18 protein-coding genes are annotated in these 17678 nt (G+C 68.5%); 7 read left to right on the top strand and 11 right to left on the bottom strand.

All coding sequences use genetic code 11. From position 1 onward, the window contains the following. Nucleotides 1-223: 223 nt before the first annotated feature. Nucleotides 224-694 (top strand): universal stress protein, encoded by a 471-nt coding sequence (locus tag HWX22_RS20175; protein ID WP_059816801.1) that lies wholly within the window; start codon nucleotides 224-226, stop codon nucleotides 692-694. 50 nt (nucleotides 695-744) lie between these two features. Here HWX22_RS20175 and HWX22_RS20180 read toward each other — a convergent pair whose 3' ends face one another. From HWX22_RS20180 to HWX22_RS20195, 4 genes are all read right to left on the bottom strand, one after another. After that, nucleotides 745-1578 (bottom strand): universal stress protein, encoded by an 834-nt coding sequence (locus HWX22_RS20180; RefSeq protein ID WP_175909017.1) that lies wholly within the window; start codon nucleotides 1576-1578, stop codon nucleotides 745-747. Then, the gene (locus HWX22_RS20185; protein ID WP_175916249.1) at nucleotides 1575-2078 is read right to left on the bottom strand and encodes a universal stress protein; all 504 of its coding nucleotides are present in this window, start codon (nucleotides 2076-2078) and stop codon (nucleotides 1575-1577) included. Before HWX22_RS20185 ends, HWX22_RS20180 begins: the two co-directional genes overlap by 4 nt. Before the next feature lie 69 nt (nucleotides 2079-2147). Next, nucleotides 2148-3350 (bottom strand): acetate/propionate family kinase, encoded by a 1203-nt coding sequence (locus HWX22_RS20190; RefSeq protein ID WP_175916250.1) that lies wholly within the window; start codon nucleotides 3348-3350, stop codon nucleotides 2148-2150. Between the two features lie 8 nt (nucleotides 3351-3358). Further along, the gene (locus HWX22_RS20195) at nucleotides 3359-4198 is read right to left on the bottom strand and encodes a universal stress protein (protein ID WP_175909020.1); all 840 of its coding nucleotides are present in this window, start codon (nucleotides 4196-4198) and stop codon (nucleotides 3359-3361) included. A 190-nt stretch (nucleotides 4199-4388) separates the two neighbouring features. On the opposite strand from HWX22_RS20195, the gene HWX22_RS20200 reads away from it, so the two are divergent. From HWX22_RS20200 to HWX22_RS20220, 5 genes are read left to right on the top strand one after another with little or no spacing between them, the layout of a single operon-like run. Continuing rightward, a complete protein-coding gene (locus tag HWX22_RS20200; RefSeq protein WP_175909021.1) occupies nucleotides 4389-4919 on the top strand; it encodes a hypothetical protein in 531 nt (176 codons plus the stop codon). Continuing rightward, a complete protein-coding gene (locus HWX22_RS20205; RefSeq protein ID WP_175916251.1) occupies nucleotides 4909-5655 on the top strand; it encodes a beta-ketoacyl-ACP reductase in 747 nt (248 codons plus the stop codon). The genes HWX22_RS20200 and HWX22_RS20205 overlap by 11 nt, the downstream gene beginning before the upstream one ends. Next, entirely contained in the window at nucleotides 5652-7478 is a 1827-nt protein-coding gene (locus tag HWX22_RS20210; RefSeq protein WP_175909023.1) for an alpha/beta fold hydrolase, read from the top strand. Before HWX22_RS20205 ends, HWX22_RS20210 begins: the two co-directional genes overlap by 4 nt. Then, complete coding sequence (locus HWX22_RS20215; protein WP_175909024.1) at nucleotides 7475-8506, top strand: bifunctional enoyl-CoA hydratase/phosphate acetyltransferase; 1032 nt, start codon at nucleotides 7475-7477, stop codon at nucleotides 8504-8506. The genes HWX22_RS20210 and HWX22_RS20215 overlap by 4 nt, the downstream gene beginning before the upstream one ends. Beyond that, nucleotides 8503-9543: a zinc-dependent alcohol dehydrogenase family protein gene (locus HWX22_RS20220; protein WP_175909025.1), complete on the top strand. Its 1041-nt coding sequence runs from the start codon at nucleotides 8503-8505 to the stop codon at nucleotides 9541-9543. The genes HWX22_RS20215 and HWX22_RS20220 overlap by 4 nt, the downstream gene beginning before the upstream one ends. Before the next feature lie 83 nt (nucleotides 9544-9626). On the opposite strand, the gene HWX22_RS20225 is transcribed toward HWX22_RS20220, so the two are convergent. Continuing rightward, on the bottom strand, nucleotides 9627-11030 hold the full coding sequence (locus tag HWX22_RS20225; protein ID WP_175909026.1) for an MBL fold metallo-hydrolase: 1404 nt from the start codon (nucleotides 11028-11030) through the stop codon (nucleotides 9627-9629). A gap of 269 nt (nucleotides 11031-11299) precedes the next feature. On the opposite strand from HWX22_RS20225, the gene HWX22_RS20230 reads away from it, so the two are divergent. Continuing rightward, nucleotides 11300-11749 (top strand): hypothetical protein, encoded by a 450-nt coding sequence (locus tag HWX22_RS20230; RefSeq protein ID WP_175909027.1) that lies wholly within the window; start codon nucleotides 11300-11302, stop codon nucleotides 11747-11749. A gap of 41 nt (nucleotides 11750-11790) precedes the next feature. Here the strand turns inward: HWX22_RS20230 and HWX22_RS20235 are convergent, their stop codons facing one another. From HWX22_RS20235 to HWX22_RS20260, 6 genes are all read right to left on the bottom strand, one after another. Then, on the bottom strand, nucleotides 11791-13281 hold the full coding sequence (locus HWX22_RS20235; RefSeq protein WP_244135256.1) for an efflux transporter outer membrane subunit: 1491 nt from the start codon (nucleotides 13279-13281) through the stop codon (nucleotides 11791-11793). Further along, on the bottom strand, nucleotides 13259-14344 hold the full coding sequence (locus HWX22_RS20240; RefSeq protein WP_059542059.1) for a biotin/lipoyl-binding protein: 1086 nt from the start codon (nucleotides 14342-14344) through the stop codon (nucleotides 13259-13261). Before HWX22_RS20240 ends, HWX22_RS20235 begins: the two co-directional genes overlap by 23 nt. Continuing rightward, nucleotides 14341-15045 (bottom strand): ABC transporter ATP-binding protein, encoded by a 705-nt coding sequence (locus HWX22_RS20245; protein ID WP_175909062.1) that lies wholly within the window; start codon nucleotides 15043-15045, stop codon nucleotides 14341-14343. Before HWX22_RS20245 ends, HWX22_RS20240 begins: the two co-directional genes overlap by 4 nt. Continuing rightward, nucleotides 15042-16178 carry an ABC transporter permease gene (locus HWX22_RS20250; protein ID WP_175909028.1) on the bottom strand — a complete coding sequence of 379 codons (1137 nt, stop codon included), beginning with the start codon at nucleotides 16176-16178 and terminating at the stop codon, nucleotides 15042-15044. Before HWX22_RS20250 ends, HWX22_RS20245 begins: the two co-directional genes overlap by 4 nt. Before the next feature lie 32 nt (nucleotides 16179-16210). After that, the gene (locus tag HWX22_RS20255; RefSeq protein WP_059536579.1) at nucleotides 16211-16396 is read right to left on the bottom strand and encodes a DUF2964 family protein; all 186 of its coding nucleotides are present in this window, start codon (nucleotides 16394-16396) and stop codon (nucleotides 16211-16213) included. A 156-nt stretch (nucleotides 16397-16552) separates the two neighbouring features. Beyond that, the gene (locus HWX22_RS20260; RefSeq protein WP_175916252.1) at nucleotides 16553-17677 is read right to left on the bottom strand and encodes an ABC transporter permease; all 1125 of its coding nucleotides are present in this window, start codon (nucleotides 17675-17677) and stop codon (nucleotides 16553-16555) included. Nucleotide 17678: the final 1 nt, after the last annotated feature.

A 17678-nucleotide genomic window follows, 5' to 3' on the forward strand; every position in this document is an offset into this window, starting at 1 on the left:
TCGGTGGCTGGCTGGCGGCGGGCCGGACACGAGGCACGAACAGCCGGGCAGGCCGCAACTGCAATTTCGCCCTGATTGTGCGCGGTTTACCGACGTTCGCCAATCGGGACCGATGCGCACGGGCGGCGCCGTGCGTGTTTGACCCGTGTCAACGGAAAGGCGCCCGCCGGGATCAGACTGGCTTCAGGAACCGATCGAACCAGGACGACGGCAGGGAGGCGCCATGTACCAGAGGATCTTTGCGGCACTCGACGGCAGCCGCGGTGCACGGCTCGCGCTCGACGAGGCGATTTCGCTCGCCCGCGACTCGGGCAGCCTGGTCATCGCCATGTGCGTGGTATCGGATGCGCCGCGGCTGGCCGACGTCGACAGCGGCTATATCGACCAGCGTGACCCGGCAGGCCTGGACGCGGACAAGGCCGCGATCGCGGTCTCGGATGCGGAAACCGCGTTCCAGCTATCCGGCGTACGCGGCGTCGCGCAAACGATCGACGCATGCGGAGAGGACATCTCAGACGTGCTCGCGCGAGCCGCCGCCGAATGCAACGCGGACCTGATCGTGATGGGCACGCATGGCCGGCGCGGCGTGCGCCGTGCGTTGCTCGGCAGCGTCGCCGAATCGCTCGTGCGCATCGCGGACCGGCCGGTGCTGGTCGTACGCGAAGGGCCGGGCGCGTGTGCCGGCGTGCTGTGAGGGTGTGACAAGAGGCGGGCAGCCGCAAGCGGCTGCCCGTTTTCGCGCGCTCAGTGAGACAGCAGGACCGGCACCGTCATCGTTTCGAGGATCGTGCGGGTGGCACCGCCGAGCACGCGTTCGTGCATGCGCGCATGGCTGTACAGGCCCATCACCAGCAGATCCGCGTGCAGGTCGGTCACCCGGTTCAGCAGCGTCGCGCCCACGCTCACCGACCGTTGGCGCGGCGTGGTCGAGAACGACGCGCGAATGCCGTGCCGTTCGAGATACGCGGCGACGTCGACGCCTGCCGGCGTCTTGTCCGGATCGGGTTGCCCGCGGCTGACCGTCTCGACGTTGACGAAGCGTGCGCGGGCGAGCAGCGGCAGGGCGTCGGCCATCACGCGGGCGGCTTCGCGCCCGCCGTCCCAGCCGATCAGCACGTTCTCGCCGAGCGTTCGCACGTCGCCCGCGTAGGGCACGACGAGCGCCGGGCGTCCGCTGCCCATCACAACGTCCTCGACGAAATGGCGTGCGACGAAGGTCAGGCGGTCGTCGGGGTTCTCCTGGCCGAGCACCAGCAGATCGGCGTGGCGTGCATGCAGGACCGCGGCCTCGGTGGCGTTGCCGGTCGGCGCCTGCCATTCGACGCTGCGTCCGGCGCGTTCGGCGGCGATCAGGAATTTTTCTTCCGCTTCCTTGCGCCGCTGTTCGCACAGGCGTTCGTAGACGGCCAGCTTCAGCGGTTCGTCGGGCCGTCGCAACGGCTCGAAGAGGTCCTGGCAAACCACGTAGAGGCCGATCAGATGGGCGTTCCAGCGCCCCGCGAGTTCGAGCGCGAGGTCGACGCGCGTCGCACAGCGCTCGCTGTCGTCGAGATGGACGAGCAGGGTCTTGTAGCTCATGACGGCTCCTTTTCGGTTGATGCCGCAGTGGTCTCGGCGGCCGCCTTCGCGGCGCAGCTCGCCGGAATCATCAGGACCGGGCACGTGGCCTGACGCAGCACGCGCTCGGCCACGCTGCCGAGGAAGAGGCGCTGGAAGCCGCGCCGGCCGTGCGTGCCCATCACGATCAGGTCGGCCTTGATCTCGCCGGCGAGCGCGACAATGTGTTGCGCGACGTCTTCACCCGACGGCGCGACGTTGGAAATCCGCGGCGTGCCGGCCACGTCACGCGCCTTCATGCGTTTCGCCGCGTCCTCCGTGACGCGCAGCCCTTCCTCGCGGAACGCATCGATCAGGATCGACGGGTCGTATCCGTACGTGTCGTAGGCCGGCACCAGGAAATCGACGACATAGACGGGGGTCAGCCGTGCACCCGTCTCCGACGCGAGATTCAGCGCGGCGTCGAGTGCGCGGGACGACGTATCGCTGCCGTCGAGCGCAACCAGAATGTTCGAGTACATGACGATTCCCTTGAACGGATGTTGATGCAATCATCATCGGCGCGCGCACGCCGAGTGCGCTGATCTGGATCAACCGTCGCGGTTGCCGCGCAGCACGCGCACCGCGGCGCGTGCGGCAACCCACGCTTCGTTGGTCGGCTCGACGACCACCGTGACCGCGCTCGACGCGGACGATACGACATGCGCGTGGGCCGCATTCGCGCGCGCGTCGAGCGAGATGCCGAGCCAGCCGAGCGACGCGCAGATCCGCTCGCGCAGTTCCGCCGAGTGTTCGCCGATGCCGGCAGTGAAGACCAGCATGTCGAGGCCGCCGAGCAGCGCGGTCAGCGCGCCGGTCTCGCGCACGATGCGATGGACGTACAGCGCCAGCGCATCGCGGGCCGGCGCGTCGCCGGCCGCTTCGCACGCGAGGAGCACGCGCGGATCGCCGGATGCCCCCGACACGCCCTTGAGCCCCGACTCGTGATACAGCATGTGTCCCAGTGCGTCGCCGGACAGCTTGTCGACCTCGAGCAGGTGCAGGACGACGCCGGGGTCGAGCGTTCCGCAGCGGGTGCTCATCATCAATCCGTCGAGCGCGGAGAAGCCCATGGTCGTCGCGACGCTGCGGCAGTCGCGCAGCGCGCACAGGCTCGCGCCGCTGCCGAGATGGGCGGCGATCACGCGGCCATGCGCACGCTCGCCGAACGATTCGGCGAGCGCGACGGACAGGTATTCGTACGACAGGCCGTGGAACCCGTAGCGGCGCACGCCCTGGTCGAACCACGCATGCGGCAAGGGCAGCAGTTGCTCGACGCGCGGCAGCGTGCGATGAAACGCCGTGTCGAACACGGCGATCTGCGGGACGTCCGGAAACGCGTCGCGCAGCGCATCGATCGCATCCAGGCTGTGCGGCTGATGCAACGGTGCCAGCGGCGTCAGCGTGCGCAACGCGTCCAGCACGTCGTCGTCGACGACCACCGGCTCCACGTATCGCGCGCCGCCGTGCACGACGCGGTGCGCGATCGCGCCCAGCGTGACATGCGGCAACTTCACGCGGATCCACGTCGCGATCCGCGCGAGCACGGCGCGGTAGGGATCGTCATCCGTGCCGAGCGGCAGCGAACCGTCCGGCTCGGCGTCGAAGCGGATCGACACGCTGTTGCCGGCCGCGACCGCTTCGCCGTCGTGCAACGGCCGCCGCACGGGATCGCCGTGCGGCGGATACGCGAAGATCGAGAACTTGACGCTCGATGAACCGGCATTGACGACGAGCAGTGCGAGCGTACGCATCGGCCGGCTCAGTGCGACATCAGCACCGGCAGCGTCATCGACGCCAGCACCGTGCGCGTGGCGCCGCCCATCACCAGCTCGCGCCAGCGCGGATGCCCGTAGGCGCCCATCACGAGCAGATCGGAACCCGTTTCATACGCGCGCGACAGCAACGTGTCGCCGATCGCCGAGCCGGCGCCGGCATCGATGTCGAGCACGTTCACGTCGCGTGCATGGCGCGCCAGCATCAGCGCGGCGTCGGCGGCCGGAATGCGCGTGGTTGCCGCTTCCGAATCGCCGTCGATCACGGCGGCGACCGTCGTGCGCTTCGCGTGTTCGAGAAAGGGGATTGCGTCGTGCGCGGCGCGGGCCGCTTCCCGGCTGCCGTCCCACGCGACGAACACCCGTTCGCCGATCGACGGGAATTCGCCGGCGTACGGCATGAACAGCACCGGGCGACCGGCGGACAACACGAGGTTTTCCGGAAACTGGTCGTCGATGAAGGTCTCGGGATCGTTCGGGTCGCTCTGGCCCGCGATCACGAGGTCCGCCAGGCGGGCGGCGCGCGGCACGGCCAGGTTCGCGCGGTCGTCGGCACACACCCATGCGGCCGGCACTTTCGCGCGGGCCGTCTCCGCATGGAACAGGCGTTCCAGGGCCGCGAGCCGTTCGTCGCGCTGTTCGCGGTGCTCACGGAAGTAATCGGCGGACCCGGCCATCACGTAGAACGAATGCGGTTCCGGCGTGTAGACCGCGTACAGGCCGGTCAGATGCGCACCGAAGCGCCGGGCGAGACGCAACGCGAATTCGAGCCGCGAATGCGCGCGGGCGCTCGAATCGAGGTGCACGACTATGCTCTTGTAGCTCATCGGAATCGCTCCATCGACGGGGGAACCGCCAGTGCAATCCAGTCTACGGAGCAGGGTTTCCGCGTACTTGACTCAGATCAACGGCTCCCTTGCGCGATGCCCGCACAGTGAAGCGGTCGCGATGCCGATCCCGGGCAGGCGGCATGAGGCGGAATGCCAACCCATTGACCGGATCGAAAGAGGAAAGCCGATGAGTACGTACGCTTTGACGACACCGAATGACGTCTGCCGCGCGGGCTGCGATCTCGCGCTGCGCATGGTCGCGTTGAACCGCGACTGGCAGCATGAATGGCTTGCGCTGGCGGGGCGGCGCATCGAGCGCGACCGCGACGCGGTTCGTCACCTGCAGCAGGCGCTTGCGGATACGAAGGAGTGGACGGCCTTCGGCGAGGCGACCCGGCAGGTGATGCGCGACTACGCGATCGCGAGCGTCGCGATCTGGCAGGATGCCACCGAGCTGTGCATGCGTGCGCAATACGAGAGCGCCGGCGCATGGCGCACCTGGGCGCGCGAATACGGCGCAGGCGCGCTGTCGCGTTATCAGACCGACTGGTTGCCCGATCTGGAGCGACTGGCCGTGGTCAACGAAGCCAGCATGCCGTGGGCGGAATGGATGACGGCACTGGAGCACGGGATCGAGGACGCGAGCGAAGGGGCGCCGGTTTCCCCCCGCCGTCTGAATGGCACGGCCGGCGCACGGGAGAACGACCATGTGCGCTGACCGCGTCGCGTTCGTCACGGGCGGAATGGGTGGCCTGGGCGCCGCGATCAGCCGGCGCCTGCACGATGCCGGCATGACGGTGGCGGTGTCGCACACGGAAGGCAACGACCACGTCGCGACGTGGCTCACGCACGAACGCGAGGCGGGCAGGACGTTCCACGCGTTCGAGGTCGACGTCGCCGACTACGATTCGTGCCAGCACTGCGCAGCACGCGTGCTGGCTGAATTCGGGCATGTCGACGTGCTCGTCAACAACGCCGGGATCACGCACGACGCCACCTTCGTGAAGATGACCAAGAGCATGTGGGATGCGGTGCTGCGCACCAACCTCGACGGCATGTTCAACATGACGAAGCCGTTCGTGCCCGGCATGATCGCGGCCGGCTTCGGGCGGATCGTGAACGTCGGCTCGGTGAACGGCACGCGCGGCGCCTACGGGCAGGCGAATTACGCGGCTGCGAAGGCCGGCATCCATGGCTTCACGAAGACGCTGGCGCTCGAACTCGCGCGCCACGGCATCACGGTCAACACCGTTGCGCCCGGCTATCTGGCGACCGCGATGCTCGAGACGGTGCCGAAGGAAGTGCTCGACACGAAGATCCTGCCGCAGATTCCGGTCGGCCGCTTGGGCGACCCCGGCGAAATCGCCGAGCTCGTCGCGTTCCTGTGTTCCGACGCGGGGGCGTTCGCGACCGGCGCGGAATTCGACGTCAACGGCGGCATGCACATGCGATGAAAGCATCCGTCATGCGCTTGCCGATCGGGCACGAAACGATGCGGCCAACGAGTACGAGCGAACCGGCGTCGCGCACGGCCGAATGCACGCCGGTCCGTACGTCGCCCGCCGAACAATGGAACCGCGCCGCGCATGCGAACGTGGCCGCGATGACGTTCGGGCTGTCGCCCGTGTCGATGGCGCTGGCCATGCTCGACTGGGGCGCGCATCTGGCCGTGTCGCCGGGAAAATGCTTCGAGCTCGCGACGCAGGCGTGGCTGGCTGCCGCCGCACCGGCCGCCAGCCAGGGCGAGAGCGAGGGCGGGGCCAACGCGGCCGACTCGAGCGGCCTGGCCGTGCACGCGGGGCAGGCCGATCCGCGCTTTGCCGCGCCCGCGTGGTCCGGATGGCCGTTTCGCGCGTATCGCGACGGCTTCCTGTCGATCCAGCGCTGGTGGCGCGACGCGACGCGCGACGTGCCGGGCGTCGAACGGCACCACGAGGAGTTGGTCGGATTCATCGCGCGACAGTGGCTCGACGCGTGCTCGCCGGGCAATTTCCTGGCGACCAACCCGGTCGTGCTCGACGCGACGATGCGCAGCGGCGGCGCGAATCTCGCGGCAGGCTTCCGGAACTGGCTGGACGACGCGAGCGCATTGCTCGATCGCACGAGCGGCACGCGCGCCCGCGACACGCACGGCTATCTGCCGGGACGCGACGTGGCGATCACGCCGGGCCGCGTCGTATGGCGCAACGCGTTGTGCGAGCTGCTGCAATACGACCCGACGACGCCCGCCGTGGCACGCGAGCCGATCCTGATCGTGCCGTCGTGGATCATGAAGTACTACATCCTCGACCTGCAGCCGCACGATTCGCTGATCCGCTTCCTGGTCGATGCCGGCTACACGGTGTTTGCCGTGTCGTGGCGCAATCCGGGCGCGGAGGCGCGCGAGCTCGGGCTCGACGATTACCTGCGCGACGGGTGCATGGCGGCGCTCGACGCCGTCCGGTCGATCTGCGGCGAAGCCGTCCACGCGGTCGGTTACTGCCTCGGCGGCACACTGCTGGCGATCGGCGCGGCGGCGCTCGCGCGCGACGGGCGGCAGCACGACGCATTGCGGTCCGTCACGTTGCTGGCGGCCCAGACCGATTTCAGCGAACCTGGCGAACTCGGCCTCTTCATCGACGCGAGCGAACTGTCCGCGCTCGACGCGCTGATGTGGCGGCAGGGCTACCTGGACGGCGCGCAGATGTCCGCCGCGTTCCAGCTGCTGAACGCGCGCGACCTGATCTGGTCGCGCATGATGAGCGAATACCTGCTCGGCACGCGCACCAAGCCGAACGACCTGATGTCGTGGAACGAGGACACCACGCGCATGCCGTACCGGATGCATACGGAATACCTGACGCGGCTTTTCCTCGACAACGATCTCGCGGCCGGTCGCTATTGCGTCGACGGGCGACCGGTCGCGCTGTCGGATATCGACGTGCCGACGTTCGTGGTCGGGACCGAACGCGATCACGTGTCGCCCTGGCGTTCCGTCTACAAGCTGCATCTGCTCACGCACCACGCGCTGACGTTCGTGCTGACCTCCGGCGGCCACAATGCCGGCATCGTGTCCGAGCCCGGTCATCCGGGGCGCCACTATCGCTGCGCGACGCGCGAGCACGGCGCGCCTTACCGCAGCCGGCACGACTTCGTGAGCGAAACGCCCGCGGTCGACGGATCGTGGTGGACGTGCTGGCGCGACTGGTTGCGCGCGCATTCGTCGGGCGACGTGCCGGCACGCGTGCCGGCCGCCGGTTTCGGCGCGGCACCCGGCACCTACGTGCTCGAGACATGAACATGAACCTGCATCCGGATGTGTCCGTCGGCGCGCGCCTGCCCGGCCTGTTGCCGCGCGCGGACGGCGAACTGCCCGAGCTGATCGCGCGTGCGCGCCATGCGCCGCCGTTGACGATGGCCGTCGTGCATCCGTGCGACGCGGCCAGTCTCGTCGCGCTTGCCGCGCTGGATGCGTCGCCGCTGGGCGCGTCGATCGAGCCGCTGATCGTCGCGCCGCGCGCGAAGGTGTCGCGCGTGGCGGACGAGGCGGGCGTCGATCTGGCGAAATGGACGATCGAGGACGTGCCGCACAGCCACGCGGCGGCGGCCCGGGCGGTGGAGCTCGCGGCGTCGGGCCGCGCCGGCGCGCTGATGAAGGGCAGCCTGCATACCGACGAGCTGATGGGGGCGGTCGTCGCCGCGGAATCGGGCCTGCGCACGGACAAGCGCATGTCTCACTGTTTCCTGATCGAGGCGCCCGCCTATCCGCGCCCGTTCCTGCTCACCGACGCGGCCGTCAATATCGCGCCGGATCTCGCGCAAAAGGCGGCCATCACGCAGAACGCGATCGACGTCGCGCATGCGCTGGGCGTTGCCTGCCCGCGCGTGGCCGTGCTGTGCGCGGTCGAGACCGTCAATCCGGCGATGCGTTCGACGCTCGACGCGGCGGCCCTGGCGAAGATGGCCGAGCGCGGGCAGATCACGGGGGCGATCGTCGACGGCCCGCTCGCGTTCGACAACGCGATATCGCAGCGGGCCGCGCGCGAAAAAGGGATCGATTCTCCGGTTGCCGGCCGTGCCGACATCCTGGTCGTGCCCGATATCGAAGCGGGCAACATGCTCGCGAAACAGCTCGAATACCTGGGCGGTGCCGCGAACGCGGGCGTCGTCGTGGGCGCGCGCGTGCCGATCGTGCTGACGAGCCGCGCCGACGGCGTCGCCGTCCGCGTCGCCTCCTGTGCGCTCGCGGTGTTGCTGGCGCAGGTCCGGCATGACACCGCCCCGATGCCTGAACAGGCCCCCCTTTCGATGGAGGAATCGCGATGAAAGCACTCGTTTACCACGGCCCCGGGCGCAAGGCGCTCGAACGGCGACCCAAACCGGAATTGCAGTCGCCCACCGACGCGATCGTCCGCGTGACGCGCACGACGATCTGCGGCACCGATCTGCACATCCTCAAGGGCGACGTGCCGACGTGCGAACCGGGCCGCATTCTGGGCCATGAAGGCGTGGGTATCGTCGAGCAGGTCGGCGCGGCGGTCGATTCGCTGAAGCCGGGCGATCACGTGCTGATTTCGTGCATCTCGTCGTGCGGCCGCTGCGAATACTGCCGCCGCGGACTGTATTCGCATTGCACGACCGGCGGCTGGATCCTCGGTAACCGGATCGACGGCACGCAGGCCGAGTTCGTGCGCATCCCGCATGCGCCGACCAGCCTGTACCGGATTCCGGCCGGCGCGGACGAGGATGCGCTCGTGATGCTGTCCGACATCCTGCCGACCGGATTCGAATGCGGCGTGCTGAACGGCAAGGTGCAGCCGGGCTGCTCGGTCGCGATCGTCGGCGCGGGGCCGATCGGGCTCGCAGCGTTGCTGACCGCGCAGTTCTATTCGCCCGCGCGGATCATCATGATCGATCCGGACAGCAACCGGCTGGAGGTCGCGCGGCGCTTCGGCGCGACCGACTGCTTCGACGGTCGCGATAGCGACCCGGTGGCGGAAGTCATGAAGCTGACCGACGGCGTGGGCGTGGATTGCGCTATCGAAGCGGTCGGCATTCCGGCGACGTTCGAAATGTGCACGTCGCTCGTGGCGCCCGGCGGGGTCGTCGCGAACGTCGGCGTGCACGGTGTCAAGGCCGACCTGCACCTCGAGAAGCTGTGGGATCGCAACATCTCGATCACGACGCGGCTCGTCGACACGGTCAGCACGCCGATGCTGCTGAAAACCGTGGGCGCCGGGCGCCTCGATCCGGCACGCCTGATCACGCACCGGTTCTCGCTCGACGACGTGGAACGCGCGTACGACACGTTCGGGCGCGCTGCGCAGACCAACGCGTTGAAGGTCATCATCGAAGTCGGCTGATTGCCGGGCCGCGTGTGACGGGAATCGGGAGCCTTCGCCTCCCGTCACGCGCGGCGGGCGTTTCGCCCGCGATTCGCCGTCAATCAGGACGACAGCGCGGCGGGTTCCTGCGTGTCGTTCGATTCAACCTCGTCCAGATCGACGCACTGCTCGTAGGTCGGCACCTCGCACCGCCAGTGCAGGGTCTCCGCGATGCGCCGGCGCATCGCATCCGCGGCAGCGGGTTCGCCATGCGTGACGAACGTCCGCACGGGCGCGCACTGCATCGTGCCGAGCCACTTCAGAATCTCTTCGTAGTCGCCATGGGCCGACAGCGTCGTGATCATCTCGACCTGAGCGCGCACGCGGACGTACTCGCCGTGAATCTTCACCGTCGGCTCGTGCGCGGCCAGTGCCGCCCCGCGCGTGCCGGCGGCCTGGTAGCCGACCAGCGCGATCGTGTTGCGCGCATCCGGCGCATAGCGGGTCAGGTGATGCAGCACGCGCCCGCCCGTCGCCATGCCGCTGCCGGCGATGATGACCATCGGGCCGTGGTGGTCGGCAATAGCCTTCGACTGGTCCACCGACCGGATCATCGTCGCCGCGTGGCCGAGCGCGTTCGCCTCCGAGACGGTCAGGCGGTGCTCGAGGATATGGTGACGATAGATCTCCGTCACGTCGGTTGCCATCGGGCTGTCGAGGAACACCGGGACGCGCGCCATGCGGCCGGACGCCTTCAGCCGCGCGATGTAATGCAGGATTTCCTGCGCGCGGCCGACGGTGAAGCAGGGCATCACGACGACACCGCCGCGCGCGAAGGTCTTGTCGAACATTGCGGCCAGTTCGGCTTCGGGATCCGACGCCGGATGCAGCCGGTCGCCGTATGTCGATTCCACGACCAGATAGTCCGCATGCGCGGGCGGGCGCGGCGGCTGCATGATCGGGTCGTGATACCGGCCGAGGTCGCCCGAGAACGCGAGCACCTTGTGATCCCAGTGCATCACGACGCTCGCCGCGCCGAGGATGTGCCCGGCCGGTAGCAGGCGGAACGACAGGCTGCCGCCCAGCGCCGTGCATTCGTCGAAGGCGACCGGCTTCAGCAGGCGCAGCGCGCGCTGGGCGTCGTCCAGCGTGTAGAGCGGTTGCGCCGGATGATGCTTCGAGTAGCCGTGCCGGTTCGCGAAATCGGCTTCCTCCTCCTGCAGCCGCGCGCTGTCGCGCAGCATGATGTCGCAGAGTTCGGCCGTGGCCGCCGTGCAGTACACCGGCCCGCGATAGCCTTCGCGCACCAGCACCGGAAGATAGCCGGTGTGATCGACATGCGCGTGCGTGAGCACGACCGCGTCCAGCGTGTCGGGCGCGAACGGCAGCGCTCGCCAGTTGCGCAGCCGCAGGTTCTTGGTCCCCTGGAACAGGCCGCAATCGACCAGGACGCGCCGGCTGCCGTGCTCGACCAGATACTTCGAGCCGGTCACCGTTTCGGTCGCGCCGAGAAATGTCAGTTTCATGAATTGCCTCATCGGGAGTCGACGGAACAGTAAGTCGATTACATCCCGAACGTGCGCGCGGCGGTTGACCGAAATCAGGAATTTCGGGATCCCCATGCCGGTCGGGCAAGATTCCCGGACGGCGCGCGGTTTGACGACGATCAACCTCGGGCAACGGCGGCGGCGGGATAGTGATTTCGTGCGCGCTTGCGGCGTCGTGATCCCGTTATCCGCGCATGCCGTGCGCGCCGCGCGTATCGGCATCACGAGCCTTTCGGGATGAACCCATCATGACGTTGATCGCCAATCTGGATGGCGCCGGGCACCTTTACCGGCTGTGCTTCGTCCGCTCGCCCTGGGCGTGGTTTACCTGCCTGCCGCTCGACGAGCAATGCGGCGAGCGCTGGGCGGACGTGCCGTACCAGAATGCCGCGAAACCGCCGTACAGCGATTCGCGCGCGCAATTGCTGCGGGTCGCGTTCGACGCGCCGGGTCTGCTGCCGCCCGAGGCCGGGCGGCACGGGCACGCATGGAGCGTCCAGCAGATCAACCACGGCGCGGCGCCATGGCTGCGCAGCGAAGATTTCGTCGACGCGCTGACGCTGACCGTGCCGGCCGGGGTGACGCTCGCCACGTTCGTCGAACGGATCGAGGCCGCCGGCGGCACCGTCTACGGGCCGCTCGGCTGGGCGGAATTGCCGCCGTGGCAGCGGCCCGACGTCGTGGCGCAGACGGGCTGAATGGGGCTAAACGGCGCTGAATGCCCGTGTGGTGCGGCTTGTCAGCCCGCGTCGCCCCAGCCGCCACCGAGCGCGACGTAGAACGCGACCGTGTCCTGCAACCGCTGCGCGACCGTCTGCAGCCATGCAATCCGCGTCTGATGGTATTGCACGTCGGCGACCAGCAACTGGACGTAACCGGCGATTCCCGCGTCGTAACCGGCCTGCGTGAGCTTCAGCGCATCACGGGCCGCGGCCATCGCGCGCGCCTGCGCATCGAGCGCCGCCGCGTCGTTGGCGAGCGCGCGCAACGTGTCGGCCACCTGCGAGAACGCCGACAGGACGACCTGGCGATAGGTCGCATCGGCTTCGTCGTACGCGTCCTGCGCGGCGCGCCGCTGGTTCAGCAGCGTGCCGCCATGAAAGATCGGCGCGGTGAGCCCCGCGCCGACACTCCATGCGCGGCCGGCCGGCGCGAACAGCTTGCCGGCGACGACGCTTTCGAATCCGCCCGATGCGGACAGCGTGAGGTTCGGATAGAGCGCGGCCGTCGCGACGCCGACCTGCGCGCTGGCCACGTGCAGTTGAGCCTCGGCCTGCAGGATGTCGGGGCGGCGGCGCACCAGCGACGACGGCGCCGTGTCGGACAGGCTGGCGGGCAGTTCGATCCCGTCGAGCGACAGGTCCGGCGTGCGCCAGTCGACCGGGTAGCGGCCGGCCAGCAGCGCGAGCAGATCGTCGGCCTGCGCGCGTTTCTGGTCGAGCGCGGGCAGCGTCGCCTCGAACGACGCCCGCTGCGCTTCCAGCGTCAGCACCGCGACGTAGGCCGCCGCGCCGGCCGTCACCTGTGCGCGCGTCAGACGAATCTGCTCGTCGAGCAGGCCGATCATTTCGCGGGTCGCCGCGGCTTCGTCGCGATAGGCTGCGCGCGCGACCATCGTATTGACAACGTTCGCGGTCAGCATCAGATAGGCGCCAGCCAGCGCTTGCCGCTGCGCATCGACGTCGGCCGCGAGCGCTTCGACCTGGCGCCGTTCGCCGCCCCACAGGTCGAGCGTGTAGCTGACCGTCGCCGACAGCGTGAACAGGTTGAAGATCGACGCCGGCACCGCCTGGCCGGTGCGCAGCGGCGTGGCGCGCTGGCGCAACGCGTCGGCCTGCGCATCCACCTGCGGAAAGAAGACGCCCTGGCCGGCCCGCAGCGCGTGCTCGCTGCGCCGCAGCGTCGCTTCGGCGAGATCGAGCGTCGGGCTGCCGGTCAGCGCTTCGGCGACGGTCGAGTCGATCGCGCGGCTGCCGAAGCGCGTCCACCAGTCGCGTGTGAGCGCCGCGTCCGCCGACAACGCCTGTGTCCGGCCACCGCCGCGCCAGGAGCCGGACGCCGCGCCCGGATCGTCGGGCGGCACGAAGCGCGCGACGCGCGGCGCGGGCGGCGGGACGAAATTCGGTCCGACCGTGCATCCGGCGAGCAGCCCGGCGACGGCCAGCGCGCCGGTTCCGCGGCGCAGCGCGTGCGCGCAACGGGCGCCGTTATTTGCCTGCGACGTAGACATCGACGATCTGCCCGGGAAACAGCCGTACATTCCTGTTCGGCACGATACGGAAAATGACCGGCAGCACGCGCACGTCGACGCGCTCGGTGCGCTGGTCGGACAGCTCGATCTTCGGCGTGACGTACGGCTGCACGCGCACGAACTGAAGATCGGCCTCGACCGACGTGCCGCGCACGAACATGTGCGCCTTCAACGCATGCAGATCGGGGAGCTGGTGGATCAGGATTTCGTCGATGTAGCAGCGCACCTGCAACCGATCGACCGGTGTGCCGAGCACCACGACCGGCGTGCTGCCGCGCGTATAGGTGTCGTACAGCCCCTGCGAGGTCAGGTAGGCCCCCACGGCCGCGTTCATCGCCAGAACGGTGCCGTCGGCCGGCGCGCGCAGCGTGTAGCGGGCGAGCAGGGCGGCCGCCGCGTCGGCCGCGCGCCGCAGCGCGATGGCCTGCGCTTCCTGGTTGCGTATGTCGTAGCTCCACGCGCCGGCTTTGGTCAGACGATACTGCCGCGTCACGACGTCCAGGTTGGCCGCCGCGACGCGCACCGCGTTCGCGGCCGTGTCGAGCGCGTCGCGGCTGACGGCTTTCGGATCGATGTCGTACGCGTGCCGCTGCTTGTCGTACTGATCCTGCGCGAGCTTCAGGCTCGCCTGTGCGGCCGTGGTCTGCGCGCTGGCCACGTCGAGCACCTCGCGGCGCGGCTGCGCCTTCAGCTCGTCGAGCAGCGCGGCTGCCGCGTCGGCCTGCGCCGCGAGCTGGGCGGCGGTCGCGCGTTGCACCGAGTCGTCGATCGTCAGCAGCGCGTCGCCGGCCTTCACCGGATCGCCGTCGTGCACGAGGATGCGCGTCACGGCGCCGGAGACGTCCGGATAGACGTTCACGTTCGCGCCGGCCGGCTGCTCGCTCTCGACGATGCCGTTCGCATAGACGCCGCGTGCGTACGGATTGGCTGCCGGCTTGAATACCGGCGGCTGCGGCGGCTCCTGGCGGCTGTAGACCCACGCGGCGACGACGCTTGCCAGGAAGCCGAGCAGGGCCGCCACGAACACGAGCCGGTGTTTCATCGTGCACCTCCGCGCTCGATACCGTTCAGCTTGCCGTCTTCCATCCGCAGGACGCGATCCGCGTACTCGAAGATCCGCGCGTCGTGCGTGACGATCACGATGCAGCGCGTGTCGTTGAGCACCTTGTGCTTGACGAAGTCGATGATCATGCGGCCCGTGTCGCCGTCGAGCGACGCGGTCGGTTCGTCGAGGATCAGCAGGTCGGGCTGGCTGACGATCGCGCGCGCGATCGCGACGCGCTGCTGTTCGCCGCCGGACAGCTTCACGGGCGGCAATTGCGCGCGGTTCGCGAGCCCGACCACGTCCAGATACGCGTGCGCTTCCTTGATCGCGTCGTCCCACGGCCGGCGCCTCAGGATCAGCGGGATCGCGACGTTCTCGGCGGTCGTGAGCCGCGGGAACAGGTGGTAGTCCTGGAACACGAAGCCGATCCGGTTCAGCCGGAAATCGGCGATCGCGTCGTTCGGCTGCGCCCACAGGTCGACACCGTCGATCGACACCGAACCGCCGTCCGGCCGCAGGATGCCGGAGATCACGCTGAGCAGCGTCGTCTTGCCGCTGCCGGACGGCCCGACGATCAGCAGCATCTCGCCGAAGTTCGCCTGCATCGACACGTCGCGCAATGCCTGCGTGCGCGCATCGCCTTCGCCGAACCACTTGCTGACGCCGCGCGCGTCGATCGCGATGCCGGCCATCGTCAGCCCCGGAAGATGTCGAACGGCTCGATGCGCAGCACGCGCCGCACGCCGAGATAGCTCGAGATCGTCGCGATCACGACCACCATCCCGAACGCGAGCAACAGGTTGCCGTACGTAACGAGCGCCGCATAGTCGGGAATCCGCAGTTTCGCGAGACTGATCATCAGCACGCACAGCCCGACGCCGATGCCGTAGCCGGTCAGCGCGGTGAACGTGGCCTGGAACAAAATCATCGCGACCAGCTCGCGGCTTTTTGCGCCGATCGCCTTCAGCGCGCCGAATTTATCCAGGTTTTCGAGGATGAACGCGTAGAACGTCTGCCCGGAAATCGACAGGCCGATGATGAAGCTGATGATCGTCATCAGCATGATGTTGGTGCCGAGCCCCGTCTCGTACTTGTAAAAACGCGAGATCTGCGCGATGAATTCGTCGCGCGTGTACGCCCGATAGCCGAGCGATTGCACGACGGCCTTGATGTGGGCGACGTCCGCATCCGACTTCGGCTCGACTAGGATGTACGAGGTCGTGAAGCGCGGCGACGGAATGTAGCGGATCGCGCGGGCGTAGGTGGTGTAAAGCGTCGGCGTGCCGAACAGGCCGCTCGCGGCGACCTTCGCGATGCCGACGATCACGCCGCGATGATCGTTCAACTCGAAATCGGTGCCGACGGACGGATTCTCGAGCTTGCGAAACTCGGGATCCTGAATCGCGATGAAGCCGTTTTCCGCGTAAATGTCCTCGATGCGGCCCTGCAGCATCGTCGGGCGGCCGAGCAGGCTGGCGTCGTCGAGGCCGACGACCGTCACGGCCTGGTACGTGCCGGAGCGCAGCTTGACGAGCGCGCCGCCGGAATAGAGCGGCACCGCATACTTGACGCCGTCGATGCTGCGCACGGCGTCGAGCACGTAGTCGGGCATGCCGATGCTGTTCGCGATCGTCTTCACGGCCGGGTCCATCACCCAGACCTTCGCGCCGATATTGATGACCGACGCCGACGACTTGTTCAGGATGCCGGCGAACAGCGACGTCATCTCGATCATCAGCAGCACCGAGAACGTGATGCCGACGGTCAGCGCGGTGAATTTCGCGCTGTCGTTGACGAGCAGCTTGAACGCGAGACGCAGAATGCCGTTCATGATCGCGAATCCAGCGCGCCCGGTCCGTGCCGCTATCGCCGGGACGCCGCCGGATCCAGTTGCGCGACGAACGCGACGATGCCTGAAACCAGCGCGATGATCGCGTATGGAACGACCGGCGCGTCGATCAGCATCGCGTGCACGACGCCCAGCAGCGAGGCGAGCGCAATGAACACGCAGAGCGTCGCAAGCGCGCTTCGGTATGGCAGACCCATCATGACGTTCTCCCGGGAAGCGGCCGCCGTGGACGGCATTGCCGTCGACGTCGCTGCCGCTGGTTGCGCAAGACATGGCGCCATGATCGCGTGCCGCGCTCCGGCACGATTGATCTGTATCAACGGACAAATTCCGGCGTCACGGGCGCGACGCGCCGATCAAGTCATCTGACCAATCGTCTTGCGGAATCGCGTCAGCGACAGCAGGAACAGCACGCAGCCGATCGCGAACAGCGCGGCGAACTGGGCCCACACCGCGTCGAGCCCGGCGCCGCGATACAGGATGCGCTGCGCGAGTTCGACGAAATGGGTGGTCGGCGCGGCCAGCATGATGTCCTGGACGACGGGCGGCATGCTTTCACGCGGCGTCAGCCCGCCCGACAGCAGTTGCAGCGGCAGCAGCACGAGGACGAGCAGCATGCCGAACTGCGGCATGCTGCGCACCAGCGTCGCGAGAAAGATCCCCATCGACGTCGTCGCGAACAGATGCAACGCCATGCCGGCCACGAACAGCGGCACGGACCCGGGAATCGGCACGTGCAGCGCGCCGCCCACGACGAACGTCAGCGACGCGACGGCCGCCGCCGCGACGACGAGCCCCATCGACCAGACCTTCGCGAGCATGATTTCCGCCGCGGTCACCGGCATGACGAGCAGATGCTCGATCGTGCCGTGCTCGCGCTCGCGAATCAGCGCGGCCCCGGTGAGGATCATCGACAGCATCGTCACGTTGTTGATCAGCTCCATCAGCGCGCCGAACCAGACTTCGTCGAGATTCGGGTTGAAGCGCATCCGCATCGCGAGATCGACGGGCGGCAAGGACGTGCCGCGATGGCGCCGCACGAAGGCATCGATCTCGCCCGCCACGATCTGCTGGACGTAACCGCCGCCGGTGAACGCCTGCGTCATGCGGGTCGCGTCGACGTTGAGCTGGACCGTCGCGTGGCGGCCGGCGAGCACGTCACGCTGGAAATCGGGCGGAATGTCGAGCGAGAACGTGTAGTCGCCGTCGTCCAGCCCGCGATCGGCCGCGCCGGCGTCGACGATCGGCGGCGGCGCGAACTGCGGCGGGAAGAACGCCGCCGCGATGCGCGCCGACAGCGGCGACGCATCCTCGTCGACGATCGCGATCGGCACCTTGTGCAGCGTTTCCGGGCGGGCGGTGGCGGCGACGTAGATCGACGCGCTGAACGTATAGACGATGAGCGCGAGCAGGATCGGGTCGCGAGCGAGGCTCCACAGTTCCTTGACCCCGAGCCGGAAAATGACGAGCAGGCGCGACATG

Source organism: Burkholderia sp. BCC1638 (assembly GCF_902833195.1).
Classification (GTDB): domain Bacteria; phylum Pseudomonadota; class Gammaproteobacteria; order Burkholderiales; family Burkholderiaceae; genus Burkholderia; species Burkholderia diffusa.

Bases quoted from the DNA above. Each gene is read 5' to 3' on its own strand.
- HWX22_RS20210 (WP_175909023.1), top strand. From the start codon at position 5,652: ATGAAAGCATCCGTCATGCGCTTGCCGATCGGGCACGAAACGATGCGG.
- HWX22_RS20220 (WP_175909025.1), top strand. From the start codon at position 8,503: ATGAAAGCACTCGTTTACCACGGCCCCGGGCGCAAGGCGCTCGAACGG.
- HWX22_RS20260 (WP_175916252.1), bottom strand. From the start codon at position 17,677: ATGTCGCGCCTGCTCGTCATTTTCCGGCTCGGGGTCAAGGAACTGTGG.
- HWX22_RS20255 (WP_059536579.1), bottom strand. From the start codon at position 16,396: ATGATGGGTCTGCCATACCGAAGCGCGCTTGCGACGCTCTGCGTGTTC.
- HWX22_RS20195 (WP_175909020.1), bottom strand. From the start codon at position 4,198: ATGAGCTACAAGAGCATAGTCGTGCACCTCGATTCGAGCGCCCGCGCG.
- HWX22_RS20215 (WP_175909024.1), top strand. From the start codon at position 7,475: ATGAACATGAACCTGCATCCGGATGTGTCCGTCGGCGCGCGCCTGCCC.
- HWX22_RS20225 (WP_175909026.1), bottom strand. From the start codon at position 11,030: ATGAAACTGACATTTCTCGGCGCGACCGAAACGGTGACCGGCTCGAAG.
- HWX22_RS20185 (WP_175916249.1), bottom strand. From the start codon at position 2,078: ATGTACTCGAACATTCTGGTTGCGCTCGACGGCAGCGATACGTCGTCC.
- HWX22_RS20240 (WP_059542059.1), bottom strand. From the start codon at position 14,344: ATGAAACACCGGCTCGTGTTCGTGGCGGCCCTGCTCGGCTTCCTGGCA.
- HWX22_RS20205 (WP_175916251.1), top strand. From the start codon at position 4,909: ATGTGCGCTGACCGCGTCGCGTTCGTCACGGGCGGAATGGGTGGCCTG.
- HWX22_RS20250 (WP_175909028.1), bottom strand. From the start codon at position 16,178: ATGAACGGCATTCTGCGTCTCGCGTTCAAGCTGCTCGTCAACGACAGC.
- HWX22_RS20235 (WP_244135256.1), bottom strand. From the start codon at position 13,281: ATGTCTACGTCGCAGGCAAATAACGGCGCCCGTTGCGCGCACGCGCTG.
- HWX22_RS20230 (WP_175909027.1), top strand. From the start codon at position 11,300: ATGACGTTGATCGCCAATCTGGATGGCGCCGGGCACCTTTACCGGCTG.
- HWX22_RS20190 (WP_175916250.1), bottom strand. From the start codon at position 3,350: ATGCGTACGCTCGCACTGCTCGTCGTCAATGCCGGTTCATCGAGCGTC.
- HWX22_RS20200 (WP_175909021.1), top strand. From the start codon at position 4,389: ATGAGTACGTACGCTTTGACGACACCGAATGACGTCTGCCGCGCGGGC.
- HWX22_RS20175 (WP_059816801.1), top strand. From the start codon at position 224: ATGTACCAGAGGATCTTTGCGGCACTCGACGGCAGCCGCGGTGCACGG.
- HWX22_RS20180 (WP_175909017.1), bottom strand. From the start codon at position 1,578: ATGAGCTACAAGACCCTGCTCGTCCATCTCGACGACAGCGAGCGCTGT.